This is a genomic window from Gilliamella intestini (assembly GCF_900094935.1).
GTDB lineage: Bacteria > Pseudomonadota > Gammaproteobacteria > Enterobacterales > Orbaceae > Gilliamella > Gilliamella intestini.
In genome coordinates this window covers 1-20,475 of the sequence record NZ_FMBA01000015.1, presented here as the reverse complement: position 1 = coordinate 20,475, position 20,475 = coordinate 1, and the positions used below count along the sequence as shown (strand labels likewise).

General features: G+C 36.3%; 18 protein-coding genes. 12 read left to right on the top strand and 6 right to left on the bottom strand.

Going from position 1 to position 20,475, the window contains the following annotated elements; translation table 11 throughout:
• Window positions 1–125: 125 nt before the first annotated feature.
• Window positions 126–905, bottom strand: a complete 780-nt coding sequence (pflA, locus tag GA0061080_RS05535) for a pyruvate formate lyase 1-activating protein (protein ID WP_245174442.1) — start codon at window positions 903–905, stop codon at window positions 126–128.
• Between the two features lie 316 nt (window positions 906–1,221).
• Window positions 1,222–1,926 (bottom strand): lipopolysaccharide core heptose(II) kinase RfaY, encoded by a 705-nt coding sequence (locus tag GA0061080_RS05530; RefSeq protein WP_091122355.1) that lies wholly within the window; start codon window positions 1,924–1,926, stop codon window positions 1,222–1,224.
• 769 nt (window positions 1,927–2,695) lie between these two features.
• Between GA0061080_RS05530 and GA0061080_RS05525 the strand changes: the two genes are divergently transcribed.
• Complete coding sequence (locus tag GA0061080_RS05525) at window positions 2,696–2,989, top strand: GIY-YIG nuclease family protein (RefSeq protein ID WP_065635614.1); 294 nt, start codon at window positions 2,696–2,698, stop codon at window positions 2,987–2,989.
• Between the two features lie 15 nt (window positions 2,990–3,004).
• Here the strand turns inward: GA0061080_RS05525 and GA0061080_RS05520 are convergent, their stop codons facing one another.
• The 3 genes from GA0061080_RS05520 to argD form a co-directional block, all read right to left on the bottom strand.
• Window positions 3,005–3,991, bottom strand: a complete 987-nt coding sequence (locus tag GA0061080_RS05520; protein ID WP_091122437.1) for a serine/threonine protein kinase — start codon at window positions 3,989–3,991, stop codon at window positions 3,005–3,007.
• Window positions 3,992–3,999: 8 nt separating this feature from the next.
• Window positions 4,000–4,611, bottom strand: coding sequence for a ribosome biogenesis GTP-binding protein YihA/YsxC (gene yihA, locus GA0061080_RS05515; RefSeq protein ID WP_065635615.1), 612 nt, complete (start codon window positions 4,609–4,611; stop codon window positions 4,000–4,002).
• A gap of 67 nt (window positions 4,612–4,678) precedes the next feature.
• On the bottom strand, window positions 4,679–5,890 hold the full coding sequence (argD, locus tag GA0061080_RS05510) for a bifunctional acetylornithine/succinyldiaminopimelate transaminase (RefSeq protein WP_091122351.1): 1,212 nt from the start codon (window positions 5,888–5,890) through the stop codon (window positions 4,679–4,681).
• A 213-nt stretch (window positions 5,891–6,103) separates the two neighbouring features.
• On the opposite strand from argD, the gene GA0061080_RS05505 reads away from it, so the two are divergent.
• The 4 genes from GA0061080_RS05505 (at window position 6,104) to dusC (ending at window position 9,589) form a co-directional block, all read left to right on the top strand.
• Window positions 6,104–6,373 carry an oxidative damage protection protein gene (locus GA0061080_RS05505; RefSeq protein WP_091122347.1) on the top strand — a complete coding sequence of 90 codons (270 nt, stop codon included), beginning with the start codon at window positions 6,104–6,106 and terminating at the stop codon, window positions 6,371–6,373.
• 14 nt (window positions 6,374–6,387) lie between these two features.
• Window positions 6,388–7,458 carry a membrane-bound lytic murein transglycosylase MltC gene (gene mltC, locus GA0061080_RS05500; protein WP_091122344.1) on the top strand — a complete coding sequence of 357 codons (1,071 nt, stop codon included), beginning with the start codon at window positions 6,388–6,390 and terminating at the stop codon, window positions 7,456–7,458.
• A gap of 416 nt (window positions 7,459–7,874) precedes the next feature.
• Window positions 7,875–8,636 (top strand): molybdopterin-synthase adenylyltransferase MoeB, encoded by a 762-nt coding sequence (locus GA0061080_RS05495; RefSeq protein ID WP_091122340.1) that lies wholly within the window; start codon window positions 7,875–7,877, stop codon window positions 8,634–8,636.
• 8 nt (window positions 8,637–8,644) lie between these two features.
• Window positions 8,645–9,589, top strand: a complete 945-nt coding sequence (gene dusC / locus GA0061080_RS05490; protein ID WP_091122337.1) for a tRNA dihydrouridine(16) synthase DusC — start codon at window positions 8,645–8,647, stop codon at window positions 9,587–9,589.
• A gap of 267 nt (window positions 9,590–9,856) precedes the next feature.
• On the opposite strand, the gene GA0061080_RS05485 is transcribed toward dusC, so the two are convergent.
• On the bottom strand, window positions 9,857–10,441 hold the full coding sequence (locus GA0061080_RS05485; protein WP_141683097.1) for an imm11 family protein: 585 nt from the start codon (window positions 10,439–10,441) through the stop codon (window positions 9,857–9,859).
• Between the two features lie 444 nt (window positions 10,442–10,885).
• Between GA0061080_RS05485 and GA0061080_RS05480 the strand changes: the two genes are divergently transcribed.
• From GA0061080_RS05480 to GA0061080_RS05450, 7 genes are all read left to right on the top strand, one after another.
• Complete coding sequence (locus tag GA0061080_RS05480; RefSeq protein WP_141683096.1) at window positions 10,886–13,177, top strand: VENN motif pre-toxin domain-containing protein; 2,292 nt, start codon at window positions 10,886–10,888, stop codon at window positions 13,175–13,177.
• 7 nt (window positions 13,178–13,184) lie between these two features.
• Window positions 13,185–13,718, top strand: a complete 534-nt coding sequence (locus tag GA0061080_RS05475; protein ID WP_065625221.1) for a hypothetical protein — start codon at window positions 13,185–13,187, stop codon at window positions 13,716–13,718.
• Window positions 13,719–14,065: 347 nt separating this feature from the next.
• Window positions 14,066–14,440 carry a hypothetical protein gene (locus GA0061080_RS05470; protein WP_141683095.1) on the top strand — a complete coding sequence of 125 codons (375 nt, stop codon included), beginning with the start codon at window positions 14,066–14,068 and terminating at the stop codon, window positions 14,438–14,440.
• 72 nt (window positions 14,441–14,512) lie between these two features.
• Entirely contained in the window at window positions 14,513–18,241 is a 3,729-nt protein-coding gene (locus GA0061080_RS05465; RefSeq protein WP_141683094.1) for a hemagglutinin repeat-containing protein, read from the top strand.
• Window positions 18,238–18,543 (top strand): contact-dependent growth inhibition system immunity protein, encoded by a 306-nt coding sequence (locus GA0061080_RS05460; protein ID WP_162162671.1) that lies wholly within the window; start codon window positions 18,238–18,240, stop codon window positions 18,541–18,543. The genes GA0061080_RS05465 and GA0061080_RS05460 overlap by 4 nt, the downstream gene beginning before the upstream one ends.
• Window positions 18,544–18,684: 141 nt before the next feature.
• Window positions 18,685–19,725 carry a VENN motif pre-toxin domain-containing protein gene (locus GA0061080_RS05455; protein WP_091122317.1) on the top strand — a complete coding sequence of 347 codons (1,041 nt, stop codon included), beginning with the start codon at window positions 18,685–18,687 and terminating at the stop codon, window positions 19,723–19,725.
• Window position 19,726: 1 nt separating this feature from the next.
• Window positions 19,727–20,281, top strand: coding sequence for an immunity 42 family protein (locus tag GA0061080_RS05450; protein WP_091122313.1), 555 nt, complete (start codon window positions 19,727–19,729; stop codon window positions 20,279–20,281).
• The last annotated feature ends 194 nt before the right edge of the window (window positions 20,282–20,475 follow it).

The window sequence follows — 20,475 nt, the reverse complement described above, 5'->3', positions numbered from 1 at the left end:
ACACTTTAATTTATAAAATCTTGATTGATAATTTCTAAGCAGAATCTTTTAAAGATAACCATCAGGAAATTAACTATAACAACAAAATACTCATCCCAATTTAAATATAAATAGTTAACATTGCTTTATTTACTAAAAGTCACATAATGACCATAACTTTCTATAATACCTTGGATCCTATCAAGAGTTTCTCTTGGTGGTGCCTCAACACCTTCCAACTTATATTTATCACCGAGCGTATCCCATTTATAAGCTCCTAATTTATGATAAGCAAGTAATTCTACACGCTCTATATTATCCATACCTTGTATAAATTTACCTAGTAAATGAGCTGAATCATCATCGTCAGTCCACCCAGGAACAACTACATAGCGTATCCATGTTCTTTTATTGATTTTTTGTAAATATTTTGCAAACTCAAGAACTCTTTTATTAGGCACACCAACTAATTTTTGATGAATTTCATCATTAACTTGTTTTAGATCTAACATAACAAGATCTGTTACTTTCATTAATTCTTCAATAACACTATCAAGCTGTCTTGCATAACCGTTAGTATCTAAACAAGTACTAATTCCCTCTTGATGGCAAGCTTTAAACCATTGAGTAACAAATTCAGCTTGTAGCGTTGCTTCACCACCTGATGCTGTTACACCTCCTCCATTAGGCATAATAAAGCTTTTATAAGAAATAATTTCTTTCATCAATTCTTCAACTGTGACTTCCTTTCCTGCTTTTAAATCCCAAGTATCACGATTATGACAATATAAACAACGCATTAAGCAACCTTGAAAAAAAACAATAAAGCGAATTCCAGGTCCATCGACAGTGCCAAAAGATTCAAAAGAGTGAATGCGACCTTTAAGAGGCGGCTTTGTTGTCATAATAATATTTTTTTGTTCCATAGATACTCTCTAATCATTGCTTATATTGTTTTTTATAATTTTAACTCAGATATCTTTTTAATTATACCAATTGAATTAATTAAATATTATTTTAATTTTTCAAATACAGCGACTAAAAACAAGAAAAATTAGATAATAGCCGCTAATAAAAACAGTTAATACGATAAGTAAATTAATTGATGACAAATATTATCACTATGATATCCAATATAACCTGTTGCATTTAAAAATAATTTAAACAAAACAAAAAATAAGCTACGTATGTTTTAAGGAACAATAAACGTTTGAGGACTGTTTTAGTTATCGATGGATTTGTTTAATCTTCTTTCCCTCGGATCTTCCGAGACAATCGCTTAAACCCATGAGTAAACATCTTAATTGCCATTGCAAAAAAAGGAACCTTAATTTTGATATCAAAACGTTCTTGCGCCTCTATCGCATCATTGGCTTTGGTTAACCATATAAAGCCTGAGTTAGTTAAATCTATGGCTTTGATTTTTCCATCTGGTGTTAAAATAAAATTACCACCGTGCACATCATTAGACACTAAATTATAGCTGTGGAGTTTTTCAATGCAGTTTTTGACTTGATCACCATATTCTCTCATCTCTTCCCATTTTAGGGAGCGACCTTCAATAAAATTAAAGATCATATAATGACGTTTGGTTCTCTTATCGAAAGCGACCAAATAAAGTTCATAGGCGATATCACATTTATCAAGTGATATTTTTGCCAGTTTACGAATTAAATTAAAATAAAAATCACCAGTTATTTTGGCGATGAGCTTGCGTTCTAAACGGTGCTCAACACCACCATCAATTTTAAAAATAAATTTGCTTTGATTGTGATTGATTAAATAAGTATATCGTTCTAATTTATCGCTTGGGTCAAGCAATTGATGATGCCCTTCCTCAGCCAAAAATTGGTCAAACAGGTCTAGGTAATTTATTTCATCATTTTGTACATAAGCGAACTTCATATCTCCACGTTCGACTTCAATAATTTTTGCAAAATTGTTCAAATTTTATTATCCCAAAGTACATCAAAAAGTGGGGTTATCTTAAACATTATCAGCATTAAAGTAAATGAAACAGTAATGGTTAACAAGGCAGTATCGTTAAATAATATCGCTATAAGACTTAAAAATATTAGTTAGAAATAAGACAGTACCGAGCTATTTACACTTCATGGTTAAAATAATCTGCTATAAAAAGTATAAGGCGTTTTCCCTGAGCGGTTTAACGGTACTATAAAAATTAATAAAGCGTTTGAGCTTTTGTTTTCTTTCTTTTGAGTCGCTAAATATTTGCTGATTCTGCAACTTCCCATTAATGTATGTATCACTATTTCGGCTTTTCCATTGGTTTGTGAACAAGTGATTTTTGTCGATTTTTAATTGATACACTGGTTCTCACGCAGTTTATCTAAATAAACATTTTATCTGAAAAAATAAAGACAGTCCCTTTTTGTCAAAAAGTTTCAGGAGTGTACCACGTTTATGTAAAAATATTAAAAAAATCATACTAATAAAAATAGGCAAATATTCTCTAGTTGGCTGTTTAATTTAATTTTTAAGTAAAGGTAAAAAAACTACATAAAATTTGTTTTCTTTTTTGTATCACGCTCAATATACCTATTATACTACTAATTGAGTTTTAACTATAAATTAGTATAGTTATAGATGCAAAAATCAGAATATTAAGAAAGTTATATAACTATTTTGGTAATTAATGTAAGTTATTAAGCAAATGAAATGATGAAATTACTCGCTTTATATTTTTGGGCTATTTATGTCTAATAAATCACCTAAATGGTTTTTATATATTATTAGAACGGCAAATCAATCGTTATACACAGGTATTACCACTGATGTTGCTCGGCGTTTACAACAACATCAAAATGGTAAAGGCGCTAAATGTTTAAAAGGGCATAAGGATTTGACAATTGTGTATCAAGTCTTGATTGGTGACAAATCGCTAGCACTCAAAATTGAGTATCAAATAAAACAGTTTTCTAAGCCCAAAAAAGAGGCATTAGTCAAAAGCTGTCCCGATTTTGATGAATTATTAAAATTAATCAATTAATCATATTATTAACACTTACATTATCGACATTAATTTTATCGATGGCGCTTTGATTGCCTCAATCTGCTGTTTAAATTCTGATAATTGTTGTCGCCAAAAGTCTTCATCTGTTATCCACGGAAAAGCGATAGGAAAAGCAGGATCTTGCCAACGGGCAATAACCCATGCTAAATGGTGTATCATTCTCATTGCTCTTAATGGTTCAATTAATCTAAGCTGTTGTGAATCAAAATCAAAAAATTCTTGATACATTTCAATTAGCATATCTAACTGCAAGCGTTGTTCTTGTTGATTTCCATAAAGCAACATCCACAAATCTTGAATAGCAGGACCATTACGAGCATCATCAAAATCAACAAATGTTGCACCGTCTCGCCATAAAATATTACCTGCATGGCAATCAGCATGAAGGCGGATAGGTTGCCAATCATTATGCCAATAGTGCTCAACGGTTTTAATTAATTGCGCTAAAATTGTTTTCAGATCCGATTGCACTTTTTGGGGAATAAAATGACAAGATAATATTATCTCTTGGGGCTGATAAAGATATTGCTCTAACCCGATAGTGGGGCGATGTAAAAAAGGCTTTTTTGCACCAAGTTGATGAATACGCCCAAGCAACATAGCAACTGATTCCATCTGCTCTAAATTATCTACTTCGTATTGCCGCCCACCAACACTAGGAAATAGGGAAAATCGGTAACCCTCATGTTCATGTAGCGTGGTATTATTAATTGTTAAAGGAGCAACAGCAGGAATCTCAGCATCGACTAATTGCTTAGTGAACTGATGTTCTTCAATAATTTGCTCATTGCTCCAACGACAAGGCCGATAAAATTTTGCGACATAACGAATGCGATCTTCATCATGGAATTGATAAACTCGGTTTTCATAACTATTTAAAGCAGTAAGACCTGAATCAATACGAATACCGATTGACAGCAAACTATCAAAAATTAACTCGGGCGATAAAGCATGAAATGAAAAATCAGCATGGTCAATGACAGGTTTCATTGTTGGCTAAACCATTCATCTAACTTTTGCTTTAACGGCTCTAACCCCACACGTTTTGGCGATGAAAAAGGTGCTACAGTAATATCACCTTGAAAAGGTAAAATGGCTTCTTTAACCATATTAACTTGCTTTTTTTGTGCGCCAGAAGCTAGTTTATCGGCCTTTGTGAGCAGTAACATAACAGGAATATCGACCGAAACCGCCCACTCAATCATCTGCTGATCTAAATCTTTCAAAGGATGTCGTATATCCATTAATACAACCAAACCTTTTAGGCTTTCGCGTTTTTGAAGATATTCACCTAATGATTTTTGCCATTTGCGTTTTATTGCTTCGGGAACTTGTGCATAGCCATAACCAGGCAAATCAACTAAGCGACAATTTTCTTCCACTTGAAAAAGATTGATTAATTGCGTTCTTCCTGGTGTTTTACTGGTTCTTGCTAACGCTTTTTGATTGGTTAACGTATTAAGTGCGCTAGATTTGCCAGCATTAGATCTACCAGCAAAGGCAACTTCAACCCCACTATCACTCGGTAAATGAGAAATATCAGGAGCACTTAAAATAAAATGTGTTTTTGCATAATTTAATGGTCGAATATCTGTCATAAAAAGTATCCTTTAAGCACACTAACAGTGCTTAATTGATTAAAATGTCGTTACTGTATAGAAAAACTCAACTATTGACAACTTTTTCGACCGCTTTTGTTAATCGCTTCATACCTTCTTTAATTTCGTCTTCGGATATTATCAGTGACGGAGTAAAACGCAATACATTTGGACCTGCATTTAAAATCATCACCTTAAATTCAGAGGCAACATTTAAAAGATCTCGGGCTTTATTATGGAACTCAGGTTGCAGTTCAGCACCTAACAGCAGTCCTTTACCTCGATATTGGCGAAATAATTTAAATTTATCGTTAATTTCTTCTAGTTTTTCAATAAAGATAGCACGTCGTTTTTGCACACCCTCAAGTACTTCGGCAGAATTAATGATATCAAAAGCCTCACAAGCGACAGCACAAGCAAGAGGATTGCCACCGTAAGTGGTGCCATGCACACCGGGGTGCATAACTGAAGCAATTTCATTGGTGGTTAACATTACACTAATTGGAAAGCCACCACCTAAAGCCTTAGCCGAGGTCAAAATATCAGGTATGACACCATATTGTTGATAAGTATATAAACTGCCTGTTCTACCCATTCCGCATTGCACCTCATCAAATACCAATAAGGCTTTATATTCATCACAAAGTTCACGCACACCTTGCAAAAATTCAGGTGTTGCTGAAGTGAGTCCCCCTTCACCTTGAACTGGCTCTAACACAACAGCACAAGTATGGTCATCAATTACCGCTTTAACCGCATCAAGATCATTAAAAGGAACATGAATAATATCGGCAGGTTTTGGACCAAAACCATCAGAATATTTGGCTTGCCCACCTACTGAAACCGTAAAAAATGTACGACCATGAAAAGACTGATAAAAGGCAATAATTTTGGTTTTATAAGGACTGTATTTTTCGGCGGCATAATATCGAGCTAGTTTAAATGCAGCTTCATTTGCTTCAGCTCCTGAATTAGCAAAAAAAGCGCGATCAGCAAAGGTATTATCAATTAATTTTTGCGCCAAATTTAAAGCTGGCTCATTAGTAAACACATTACTAACATGCCACAGTTTTTCGCTTTGTTCTTGCAACGCTTTCACTAATCGAGGATGACAATGACCAAGCGCATTGACTGCAATACCACCGGCAAAATCAATATATTCCTCACCATGCTGATCCCAAACACGACTACCTTGACCTTTAACAGGAATAAATTGGGCAGGAGCATAAACGGGTAAAATAACTTGATCAAAAAGCTCACGAGTGATTTTTGCTGACATGGTGAAATCCTTATTTATTTTTATAAACGATTTCATATTATTTTAAGCGAATTAACTGCGGTGTAAAGCAAATAATTATGCAATAATTTTAACTTAATATTCAGTTATGACAGCAATTTTAATTTATATAGTGACTCAATAATTATCTTCTTATTGCTAATTATTTTCAGGTATAATTAGCAAAATCCATGTTGTACTTAAAAAGAGATAAAAATGAGTCGTGTTATTTATTGCCATTATTTAAAAAAAGAAGCAGAAGGTTTAGATTTCCAGCTTTATCCTGGAGAGCTTGGCAAACGTATTTTTAATGAAATATCAAAACAAGCATGGCAGGAGTGGCTCAAAAAGCAAACGATGTTAATTAATGAAAATAAATTTAACATGATGAATCTTGAACACCGCAAAAAAATTGAAACTGAAATGGTCAAATTTTTATTTGAAGGTGAAGATATTGTTATTGATGGATATAAACCCCAAAATTGAGATACAAATACAAAATGAAAAAAAAACAGAAAATCATTACATTGATGATTGCCATAAGCCTTTTAACTGGTTGTCCTAGCAAAAACTCAGTCAATCATAATAATGATTATTATGTTAAAGATACCAATGCCTTTAATATTTTAATTAGCCAATATGCTAATAACATTGAACAAATTTGGGGCCCCAAAGAAGTCGTTATTGCAGGACCTAAAGACTATGTTCAATATGAAGATAATTTAAAAACACGTGTTCATATTAACTTTGTTTCAGGAGTTATCACGTTTGAAACATTATCTGATACCCCTCTAGATAATTTAAAAGAAGCTATAGTATCAACGTTATTAATGTCTGAACCTGTTGATATTATTCGACATGACAAAATTAGTCAGGATTTATCTCAGGAACCTTTCTTATATAATCAGGTTCTTGATCAAGAGCGACAACCTATTCGTTGGAATGGTAGGGCAAGTAGTTTTGCTGATTATGTGTTATCTAATAACTTGATGCAGCGTGAATCAGGTTCGCATCAAATTACTTATGTTGAAATAAAACTCGTACCAAATCATATTAATCAACGAGCTAGAAAATTTTTACCACTTATTACCAAAGCATCTAATCGTTATTTTATTGATGAACGTCTGATTTTAGCTATTATAGAGGCGGAATCAGCGTTTAACCCTTATGCAGTTAGTCGGACTGATGCTCTTGGATTAATGCAAGTTCAACAACATACAGCAGGTCGTGATATTTTTAAATTAAGAGGTAAATCTGGTGAACCTAGTCGAAAGTTTTTGTTAGATCCTCGTAATAATGTTGATATGGGTACAGCTTATTTATCTTTATTAAAAACAAAATATTTAGCAGGAATTAATAACCCTATTTCGTTAAGATATGCCATGATTGTATCTTATAATGGTGGCGCAGGTAACGTATTGCGTATTTTTTCTAATGATCGCAATGAAGCAATCAATATTATAAACTCGATGACACCGCAACAAGTTTATCAAAGACTAGTCACTTCTCATGTTTCGCAAGAGTCACGCAATTATCTGATAAAAGTTAGCAAAATTTTAGATAACAAATAAAATATATTAAATATTATATTAGATACCTTTACCATTGCTAATTAATGATAAAGGTATCAATTCTGAAAAATAGGCGTAATAATTTTTTGTGGAATAAAAAAGGGAGAAATAACTATCCCGACCAAAATATTTTTCAAAATTAAAAGGCTCTTAAAGATAAAAGTAACGAGATAATCTAATTATGAAAAAAACAACAAATCATATCCATACTAAAAGGAATTTAAAAAAAGGTTCAACTTTATTTGAAGTTGCAAAATAGCAATTATTATACTTAAATGGACAAATCAACACATTAATTAAATTTCATCATGATTTGGATGATTATGGACATCAACAAATAACCTGATTATCTTGACATCTTCTTATTCTAAGTTTCTGCTATAATAAATAAATTATTAATCATCATACCTTCTAATATGCTAAAACTTACTGATCAAGAATTGTTTCGTTATGATAGACAAATCACATTACGCGGTTTTGACATTGATAAACAACAAATATTAAAAAACAGTTCCGCACTGATCATTGGTTTAGGTGGGCTTGGTTGCGGTGCATCGCTCTATTTAGCGGCTTCAGGTTTAGGCAAATTAACGTTAGTAGATTTTGACACGGTATCAAAATCTAACTTAAACCGACAAATTTTATATACTGAAAATGCCATCAATCAATACAAAGTTGACGTTGCAAAACAAGCTTTAGTCAATATTAATACCAACCTATTGATTGACACAGTAAATGTGCAACTTGACGACAACAACCTCATATCGCTTATCAAACAGCATGACATTATCATCGATTGTACCGATAACTTAGCAACACGAGAGCAAATTAACCGTTGCTGTTTTAAAGTAAAAAAAACGCTAGTTTCTGGAGCGACAATTCGAATGGAAGGGTTACTAAGCGTATTTACTTACCAACCCAATGAACCTTGTTATCATTGTCTAAGCCATTTATTTGGCAAAGATCAGCTTACTTGCGTTGAAACAGGTGTTATGGCACCACTAGTTGGCATGTTTGGCTCAATGCAAGCCTTAGAAGCCATAAAAGTGCTCACTCAATATGGAAAGCCATTAACTGGACGGCTATTAATGATTGATACAATGACAATGGAATTTAACCAAATTAAAGTAACCAAACAACCCAACTGTCGTGTTTGTAGCAATGATAATACTAATTAGGGTTTTCAATGAAAATTAATCGAATTATTTTAGCGCCCATGGAAGGCGTACTTGATTATCAAGTAAGGCAAATACTAACCGAAATTAATCCATTTGATTATTGTGTGACTGAATTTGTTAGAGTGACGCATCACAAATTATCTAATCGAACTTTTTACCGCCTTTGCCCTGAACTTTACCATAACGGAAAAACTCAATCAGGTACGCCTGTCCGTGTCCAAATTTTAGGACAATCACCCGAATGGATGGCAGAAAATGCCATAAAAGTCATTGAATTAGGATCTTACGGTATCGACATCAATTTTGGTTGCCCAGCCAAAACAGTGGTGGGCAATCACGGTGGTGCTTATTTATTACAATATCCCAAACAGATATTTGATATTGTCAGCCAAGTAAGGCAAGCAATAGGAAAATCACACCAATTATCGGTCAAAATTCGATTAGGTTGGGATAACAAATCGTATTGTCACGACATTGCAAGTGCAATTGAACATGCGGGTGCTAATGAAATCGTTATTCACGGCAGAACCAAAGAAGACGGCTACAAAGCCGAAAAAATAGACTGGCAAACAATTGGGCAAATCAAGCAACAATTAAACATTCCCGTTATTGCCAATGGCGAAATTTTTACTATTGAAGATGCAAAAAATTGCATAAACCAAAGCCAAACTAACGACATTATGCTAGGGCGAGGCATTTTAACCATTCCCAATTTGGCCAACATGATTCAAGCTAAACAACCTGCATTAAATTGGCAACAAGTAATGGCAATATTAATCCGCTATGCAACCGCATCAATTGATGACGTTAAACCTTTGTACCACTCCGCACGCATCAAACAGTGGCTTGCCTACTTAAAACAGCACTATGCCGAGGCGTCAGAACTCTTACAAAGTATAAGGACATTCAAATCACAACAAGAAATTAGTAGTTTTTTAACTAAACATACCTAAAATAACAGCATTAAGACACAGCAAAATAGCAATGAATGTTCATTAGTTATCTTGATATAAGGGGATGGAGTGAATTTTATAAATAATTTGGATAATTAAGTTAAGCAGCCGACTGCTTAACTTAATAACAATTATGGCTTTACTTTTTCCTTATAATAATTTTCTATATTTTATTTTAATTTAAAGGGTTGTAAATTTTTTCTTTCGTTAAAATAGTTTCGGTGGTTGTTCGTTATATTATATAGGAAGAAAAAATTTAAATATCCCTTAAAAATACCAATCTTCTACTTTAGTAAATAAAACACCTTGTGGGTTTACCGCCATAATGGCGTCAACTACTGATTTATGATAAAGATGTATAGTTGTGAATTCTATAAGTTTAAATACTAAACGTTCTTCTAGTGGGATTTTTTCCAATACTTTGCGGTCTAATTCAAATCGATCAATCCAAGCTAACGAATCCGGATCATAGAGGTCTGCTTCGCATTTAGATTTTTCCCGATCGACCGCTTTAAGGTAGTTATAGATATGAATATAAAAATAATCTTCTAAAATATCGCCCGTATGGGTCTCTATTTCGGCAGGGATAAGCTGTATGCCTTTAATATCTAACGGTGCTAATACCTCGGCTATTTTTTTGGATACAATGCTTTCCGGTTCGGAAAAATAATCGCTAATGACCGGTTTTCTTGGAATGGGTTCGCAATACTTAAAATTGGTCATTTCTGGATTTTCAATTCTTGTTGTTGTTCTTGGGTACATCATTGTATGGAAAGAATCATCTTGAGGACCAATCAAAGGGTAGGCTTTGTCACCTGCCCGATCAATAATGTAATATTCAAATTCATTCATATCTTTTAAAAACTCCATCTTCTACTTTAGTAAATAAAACACCTTGTGGGGTTTTAATTTTCTTTTCCCTTATCCTGGATTAAAACATGAATGCAACTTTAAACTCGGTAGAGTGAAGAAAATATACAGGTAATTTATACTAGCTACTTCGCACCACCACAGTTTGGAAATTGCTAGCATTATAATCACCTTTCTTGGAAGGAATGGTACCAGATTTTCGAATTATTACAAGCCTGAAAGAATAAGAAAATAGCCGAGCGACTGTAGTAGTTCAAATTTAACCTGACAATTCTAGTCCATATTAGAGTATTTGTTATTAAAAAGTGATAGTTAACTATGTTACTAAACACAAAAAACACATTAAGTTACTATTTTTACTTACAAAAAACTGGTCACGAAATGTATTGATTTTATTTAATTTTTTGGTGTTTTTTTGTGCTATCTGTGGCGGTGATAGCCTCAGAAGCGAAAGACACGAGCCAAAACCGTATAGACACGGGCACAATCAGCTTTAGTGATATCGAAAACAAAGCGGACTACCAAATCAGTAGTAGCAGTGCAAGCGTTAGCTCTAGCGGCATGCCATCAATGCCAACCAGTCGCAACAAAAACGAAAGCGAGCATTCGACGACGCATTCAGCGGTATCGGAAGGGACGATAATTATCCGCAATAAAGACAACCAAAAACAAGATATCAACGAATTAAGTCATGATACTGAGCAGGCGAATAACGAGCTCAAACACATCTTTAACAAACAAAAAGAGCAAGACATCATCGACCAAACGCAGTTAGTGAGTGAAATTGGTGGTGAAACGTTAACGATGCTTAATCATATTGACCGGATAAGAGCCGAATCCAAGGCAAAAGAAGCGGTTGAAAAGGAAAAAGAAAAAAATAAAAACAAGGGACTAACAGAAGAAGAGCAACAAAAAATCTACGAAGACGCTTACAAAGAAGCGATGAATCAAGGCATGTCAGCAATGGGCAGTGACACCCGTCAAGGTATTGACATGGCCGTTAGTATCATCAACGGCTTAATCAGTGGCGACATGGCAGGGGCTGCCGCAGGGGCACTTGCGCCAAAAATTGCGACTATTATCAAACAACAGACCGAAGGAAACATCCTCGCCAACACCGTCAGCCATGCCATACTCGGTGCGGTGGTAGCCGAACTGCAAGGCAACTCCGCACTAGTGGGTGGCTTAGGCGCTGCTGCAAGTGAACGGGGTGCTGAGGTTATCATGGGTATCCTTTACCCCGATAAAGACATCAAAGACCTAAGCCAAGAAGAAAGACAACAAATCAGCGCCCTATCACAGCTAGCGACAGGTCTTGCCATTGCGGCGATGGGCGGTGATATTCAAGATGTCAATACTGGCGTTGCGGCAGGTAAGAATGCGGTTGAGAATAACCGACTACTTACTCCAACAGAAAAGAAACGCATTGACGAGCTTGTTAAAGGAAACGAACGAGAAGATTTATTATATCGTGCAGCAGCTTGTGCATTAATTCATTGTTCAGCTGGATTAGCGGATGATGACCCAGATAAAGCAGCGTATTTAGCATTAGAAGAGCTAGGTAATAGCCCTGAGTTAGAATCTTATAGAGAACAATTGAAAGGTCAAACAGCTGAAATTGAAGTTGAATTGCCAACTTATATTACAGGAGGGAGTAAAGAGTCTTATAAAAAAATTGAAGAATTATTTGACTATACGACAGGTAATAAGATTTCAGATACAATAGCCTATTATGATAGTGAATGGAGCATAAGTACCCTAGCAGGAGGTACTCTTCAAGTTGGGATGGCTGTCTTAGATGGAATGGCAGCAGTCGCATTATCACCGGGTTGTACCACATTAGTAGGTTGTCTACCAAGTGCATATTTAACATGGTCAATGGTTGATAATGGTGCAACGGGGTTAATGGTCATTTATAATGGCAAAACTTATCATACGCAAACAGCCGAGGGACTTTCTAAGATATTAGGCGTGTCAGCATCAGATGCTGAATTGTTATTTTCACTCTCAACAGGTGGCGTTACAGCAAAAGGTTTGAGTAATTTAGCCTGGAAAGCGAGATCTACAGGGCAGAAGTTATCGGCAAAAGAAGTAGAGCAAATAAGTGAGGATATTAATAGAGTAGCTGGAAAGGGAACGACACTCCCTAACGGTTATACTTCACAAGGAGCTAATGTTGTCGGACCTAAAGGCGGCGTTTATACCCATACAGGAAAATTTGATGCCGCAGGTAACCCAATATATACTAATAACGGTGCTTATTATACTTTTGAAAATGGTGCAAAAACGAAGGTGCCATCGCCGAATACAGGGAAAACAACCAACGGTCGCCCACATTCATCCACATCAGAAAAAGATGTCGGCGCCAGCTTGCCTCCAGATTATAGAGGTCAAGTAAGTTATAAAGATGGTGTAGAAGTCCCTCACGGTACAAAAGGAAGTGTAAGACCTGATTTTTGTAATGGCACAACTTGTTCAATAGAAGTGAAAAATTATGATATAGGCAAATATGCTGATAATCTGATTAATAATATTTCTAAACAAGCAATTGAACGACAAAAACATTTACCAAATGGTATGCAGCAACAAGTTCGGATAGATGTTAGAGGGCAGCATTTAACACCCGCGTTAGAATTTAAAATTAGACGCGGAATTGTTCGAAAATCTAACGGAATAATTAGCTCAAAACAAATTGAATTTTTGAAAGATAAAAGGTAATTAAATAATGTTATTAACTATTGGTATTAGAGGTGGGGGTTCTGTATTTATTCTAGGTACAGACAGTGATATGAGATTATTTTTTGATTGTATTTCATATTATCTTTTGCCTAAATATCCCAAAGAAGATTGGTCTATTTTAACGGACCGTTTATATCGTCGATATTTGAAGTTAGAAGAGCTAGATACGGCTGAATCGTTAATGAAATTGGTCGAGGAAGAATTTAAACAGTTAGATAGAGAAGCCATTGATTGGGGGCCTATTTTATCAGGTAAAGCCAAAAGTGATTTAGACAGAACAAAATCAACTTTATATGATATTTTTGATGGTTACTTTTATGCATTTCATTATTGTGTTGAATCTGCCAAGATAAGTTATGAGGGCTTTAAATCAGAACCCGATTATGAATATGAGCCAGTAATGGTGGCTATAACTACATTACCTTACTCAATAAGTTATAAACAAATACCGCTATCTGTTTTTGATAACTTAGGCGCGGATGAAAAGCCGATTTGGTGGACAGGGAAAATTCCTAAATAACCTTGTTTTACTTTTCCAATTCTGTGATAAAGCTCGCAGAATTGGAATAGATGATTCAATTTATAACTAAGTTATGAACTCTAACACCAATTTTATTTGCCCATTGTGTCATATTTCTTTATCTTCAAAGCGTAAAAACACACTAATTCTCTATTTTTAGCTATAAAAAATCTTTCAGAAAAGATATTGATTTTATTTAAGTTTTTAGTGGTAACAAAAGTGGTTATAAAATTAATGTGGGGGTAGAGTTTGCCAAGCAGTACGGATTATCGATAGGTGCCTCGCTATCAGCGGAACAAATGAAAGCCTTAACCAGTGATATAGTTTGGCTGGAAAGCAAGACGGTGATGGTCGATGGACAACCGGCCTCGGTATTGGTGCCACAAGTATACCTTGTTAACCGCCCGCAATTAACCTCAGACGGGGCATTATTATCGGGAAAAAGTGTCACGGTGCTAGCGGAGCATGATATCGAATCCTCGGGGACGATATTAGGTAAAAAACGGGTTGCCTTATTAGGTAATAACGTTAATAACCAAGGTTTGATTGATGCAGAAGGCATCATTATTCAAGCGAAAGACAGCATTAACAGCAGCGGCAAATTAAAAGCAGATAGGTTAGCTTATTTACAGGCCAATAACGACATCAACTTAAATAGTACCACCTCCACCACCGAAACGCATTACGGTGCGAGCAAAAGCAAAAACACGGTCATTGACTAGATTTCAAGTATCAGCGTCAACGATGGCGATATCCACTTAAAAGCGGGGCATGATATCAATTTGGGTGCGGCCTTGGTAATAAATGGCGGTGAAGATGGAGTCACTAACGTGATGGCGGGGCACGATATTAATTTATCGACCTTAAAAACGCAAAGCTATCAAGACTCGAAATGGAATAAAAACCACTCACACAAAGTTGATATTGAAGAGGTGGTGGGCAGTGAACTTTTAACCCATGGCGACCTAAACTTAATTGCAGGGCATGATATTTTAGCGAAATCGGCGGAGCTATCGAGCGATAAACGCATAAACCTACTAGCCGAGCATGATATTGATATTGGTAGTGAGCAAGAACGCTTACAGTTAACCGAGCATCACAAAACCAAAACGAAAGGGTTGCTTAATAAGGGTTCAATTACTGAAGATATAGCGGTCGACAACATCACCCAAAAAGGCAGTGGAATTTATGGTGATAAGGTAAACATTAATGCGGGCAACAATTTAACGGTCACGGGCAGTGAAGTGGTAGGTACGCACAATGTGAGTCTTGGTGCAGGGAAAGATATCACCATTGATGCAGCGGAAGAGTCGTATTACCGAAAACACGAAACCAAGACCAAAAAATCCGGGTTAATGGGCAGTGGTGGAATAGGCTTTACGGCAGGTAAAGAAAGCGAATCGTTAAAACAAACAAATACCGAACAAGCCTTTGTGGGCAGTGTTGTAGGCAGCACAAAAGGCAGTGTCAATATCCAAGCGGGTAAAGACCTAAGTATTAAAGGCAGTGATGTCATCGCCCAACAAAACATCAAATTACAAGGTGAAAACGTCAATATTGAAGCATTAGATGCCAAAACGACGTATCAAGAAGAGTATGAGCGCAAAAAATCAGGGCTTACTGTTTCGATAACAGGCACGGTGAGTGATATTTACAACGCCAACCAAACCCGAGAGCAAGCGAAAAAGCAGACCAATGAAAAAACCAAAGCGCTGATGAATATTAAAGCGGGGTTACAAGCGGGTAATGCGGCGCTAGAGGGCGGCGCTAATTTACAAAATGGCACCCCTCAAGCCTCGATTGGCATTAATGTCAGTTTGGGCAGTGAAAAAACCAAACGCACGGTAAACCAAGAACAACACACCGTGGTAAGTAGTGGCATCTCAGCGGGGCATAACCTCAGCATTATTGCGACGGGCAATGGTCAAAAAGAGCGTGGCGATATCAACATCATCGGCAGTCAGGTATCTGCAGGTCATGATGCAATGCTCAAAGCGAACCATGATGTTAACATCATCGGACAAGAAAACACGATAAAAACCGACAGCAAAGAAAAAAACAGCAGTGGCTCGGTAGGCGTGGGCTATAACTTTGGTGGAGAACAAAATGGCTTTACCATCTCGGCCAGTGCTAGCCAAAGCAAATCCCGAGAAAAAGGTAACGGCACCGACTGGAGTGAAAGCGTCGTTGAAGCAGGCAACAAGCTCACGATTATCACCGGTAATGATGCCAACATTATTGCGGGACAAGTCAAAGGCGATAGGGTAGTGGCTGATATTGGTCATGACCTTAATATTGAATCAAAACAAGACAGCGACAAGTTCCACTCCAAAAGCACGTCGAGCTCGGTAGGGGGCAGTGTTTCACTCGGCGGTGGTGGTAGTTTCAATGGCTCGGCAAGCAAAACGAAAATGGACAGCAACTGGCAAAGTGTGACCGACCAATCGGGCATTTTTGCCGGCAGTGGCGGCTTTGACATTACGGTCGGCAATAACACCGACCTAAAAGGGGCGGTAATAGCCTCAGAAGCGAAAGACACGAGCCAAAACCGTCTTGACACAGGCACAATCAGCTTTAGTGATATCAAAAACAAAGCGGACTACCAAGTCAGTAGTAGCAGTGCAGGGGTAAGCTCTAGCGGCATGCCATCAATGCCAACCAGTCGCAATAAAAACGAAAGCGAGCATTCGACGACGCATTCAGCGGTATCGGAAGGGACGATAATTATCCGCAATAAGGATAACCAAAAACAAGATATCAACGAATTAAGTCATGATACCGAGCAGGCGAATAACGAGCTCAAACACATCTTTAACAAACAAAAAGAGCAAGACATCATCGACCAAACGCAGTTAGTGAGTGAAATTGGTGGTGAAACGTTAACGATGCTTAATCATATTGACCGGATAAGGGCCGAATCCAAGGCAAAAGAAGCAGTAGAAAAAGAACAAGAAAAAGCCGCAGACAAAGGCATCGTTTTAACCGACAAGCAACAACAAAAAATCTACGAAGACGCCTACAAAGAATCGATGAATCAAGGCATGTCAGCAATGGGCAGTGACACCCGTCAAGGCATTGACATGGCGGTTAGTATCATCAACGGCTTAATCAGTGGCGACATGAAAGGGGCAGCCGCAGGGGCATTAGCGCCGAAGATAGCAACTATTATCAAACAACAGACCGAAGGAAACACCCTCGCCAACACCGTCAGCCATGCCATACTCGGCGCGGTTGTTGCTGAGCTGCAAGGTAACTCTGCACTTGTAGGTGGCATGGGTGCAGCAATGGGTGAGCGTGGTGCTGAAGTTATTGCGGGCATACTTTACCCCGATAAAGACATCAAAGACCTAAGCCAAGAAGAAAGGCAACAAATCAGCGCCCTATCACAGCTAGCGACAGGTCTTGCGATAGCTGCTGCAGGTGGTGATATCCAAGATATCAATACTGGGGTAGCTGCGGGGAAAAATGCGGTTGAGAATAATTTATTAAGTAATAAACGTGGCGTTGAAAAGCTTGATAAAGAGAGTAAAAAGCTTTATGAAAAAATCAAAGATATTGTCGGTTATGATGAAGTAGATAAATTGCAGCAGCAATATAACGATTGTAAAACAGAGGAGTGTAAAGCGAATGTTTATAATCAATATATGCAAAAAGAACAAGAAGCAGGACAAAGATTAGTTGATTTATATAAAGCAGGTAAGCTATCAGAAGATGAATATTACCAATTAGTTGCATGGTATTCTGACACAATGCTTGAAGGAATAAAGCAAAGTCAGATTGACAATAGTAAAAATCATTCATTTGGTGATTGGGATATTAATGATGCGTCAGCATGGGATTGGACGGTATCAAACATTATTAACAATCCTTATTTAAATGAAATAAGGAGTTTAATTTTACTTGATAAATGGCGCTCTGAAGGTTTATCTGAATCAGAGATACAAGAAAGATTTATTAAGAACGGAATTCTCGATTCGTTTGTTTCAGGACCGGAAGTCAATAAAATTATTCATCAGGTTCGTAATGGTGGTTTAAGTTTAGAAGATGGGTTAAAATTAGCCTCGGCTGCAGCATTTAGTAAGTTTACTGATAAAACTGCTGGTGCTGCTGGAAAGGCGGCAGACGACAATTATAGTCGAATTGTTCCTGGTGGAAGTCTTTCTGCACATGAAGCTGCAGGAGGACATTTAATTGCAAGACATGTAGGTAAAACAGAGCAGGAGTTATTAGATAGAGTGTCTACCGGAAATGTTAAAACAGCATCTTCTTTTACTGATAGAGCGACAGCAGAATCAGTTACAAGTAAAGCGATTGAAGCAAATCAATCTAAAATAGATGCTTATCTAACTGGAAACCAAAAAGGTTATTTAGAAATTGAATATAAATCGTCATCACCAATAGGAATTAGTGTCTCGAAAGGACAAACAAATGTAAGTAAAGTGTCAAATGCTAGAATAATTATAGCTAGAGATTCTTCAATGCCTAATGGTTATAGAATTGTTACGGGGTATCCTACACCATGATAATAGCAACAGAAACATATCCTGCATTATCTTATTATTTGAGATGTTATTTAAATCAAGATTTTGAAGAGATCTTTGGAAGTGTTGATAAAGCGTTAGATGCTTACAGGAAAACAGAAACAATTAATGAACAAAATGAGATGATTAAAGAAATTCGATCATTGTTAGAATCTTCTTATAGCGAAAAAGAACTACAAAAAATTATATTAGATGACATTGATTGTAATTATTTTTATCCAAATGAATGGTCATCTTGTCGAAATTGGTTGTTAAATATGCTTTTAAAATTAAAAAATTCATGACACCAATAATGACACCATCCTAAATTTTGTGTATTTTCAGTTAAAGGTGACGGTTGATTCTGTCACCAAACCCTATAATTAATTTTCCAAGTACTAATTTTTTCTTAGCCTTAGTTATTATTACAAGGCAACTCAGGGCTTGTGGGTGGCTTAGGCACGGCAGCAAGTGAATGGGGTGCAGAAGTTATTGCGGGGATCCTTTACCCTGATAAAGACATCAAAGACCTAAGCCAAGAAGAAAGGCAAAAAGTCAGTGCCCTATCACAACTTGCGACAGGTCTTGCGATTGCTGCTGCCGGTGGTGATATTCAAGATGTGAATACTGGCGTTGCTGCGGGGAAAAATGCGGTTGAGAATAATTATTTAAATGTACTTGCTCAAGGGACATCGCAATTAATAAAACAAGGTGGAAAAGTTTGTGTAAAAAACACTGTCTGCCGAACATGGGCAACAGAACAATTAATTTATGCCGCTGCCACGGTGGGGATTTCGTTAGAAGTTTCAGATATCGATCCGGATCAACTTGCTAACATAATTGATGACATCAATGATAATATCAACTTATCATTAGGCCCTGTTGGTTATAGTGATTTTCTAACAGATAAACTGGTGGATTATGTTTTAAATAACAATAATAAAAAAACAATAGCCGTAGATCCTAATGATCTTCCAAAATTAGAAGGTTACCCAATACCAGAAGAACCACGAGATCCTTTACCGGGTTACAAACCACTAGATCCAGAAGAATTAGGTCCGAATCATACAGGAGGTAATCAAATCCCCGAAGCACTACCTCCGTTGCCAGGTTATGAACCACTAGATCCTGCTTGGATAAATAACGCCTTAACTGCGGATAATAGATTACCTATTCCAGAAAAAACAACTGCAAGTAATGGGCTAGATATTGAATCAAATACTAAGCACACTCCAGGAGCTCAAGGATTTAGACCTAATGCAGGAGTTGAACCAAAAAATTCACTTGAAATTTTTGAAGGTTCCATATCTATAGATGGTAATAAACATCGTTATGGGATAGACTCAGAAGGGAATATTCATAGATATTCACCGAGTAATAATGGTGTGTATCATTGGTCTGGTAGCACTGGGGATAAAAAAAATCCACTAAATAAGAATGATATTCCAAATGGTATCAAGAAACAATTAGGAGTAAAGGGAAAATAGAATGATTTTTGGTGACCCGTATCGTTTTGCAGTTATTATAGAGAATATTCCAGAATGGAGTAATGGCAGTTTTAAAAACGGTCTTTTTCATTTTTGTATTGATGGCTACTTTTTTCCAGATGAATTAAAAACATCGAGCCTTTGGGTAGATATATCTTCTTTAATTGATAGCTCTAACGCTCTAATTTCATATCCTGAAAATAAAGAATTATTTAATATGAATATTTCTGATGCTTTTAGAGTAATGTTAGGAATGATTTCACCAGAAGCTATAGGTCTGGAAGAAGCTAGTAATTTTAATCAAAACTATTGTTATCAAGCTTCAACAGAAAATATTAATGATTCAGGCTTCATTATCTTTGCTGTTTCAAATGACGATATGATAAAAATTCTTGGTGCTAAATATAATGAACTTAAAGAGGATAATAAAGGTGATCGATATTGGCAATATATAGAAAAACCAGATATTAGACAGATAATTATTTCTAAAAAGGAATTGGCTATTATTATTAATGAGGTGAAAAGATATAGTTCATCATTACAATTTCTATCATAGTGTGAATCTTTACTTAAATCACTTTAGCAAACTATCTTGCAGAACTAAAGAAATTATCTTTATATGTAGTAGCTCAAACTTAATCTGACAGACACATATTACTCATCAGCTTTCATTTTAACAAAATGCGTGTCCGATGAGCAAAATAAATTCTCCAATTGCTTTTCCTTAACCAACCCCTTTGCATCATTCCA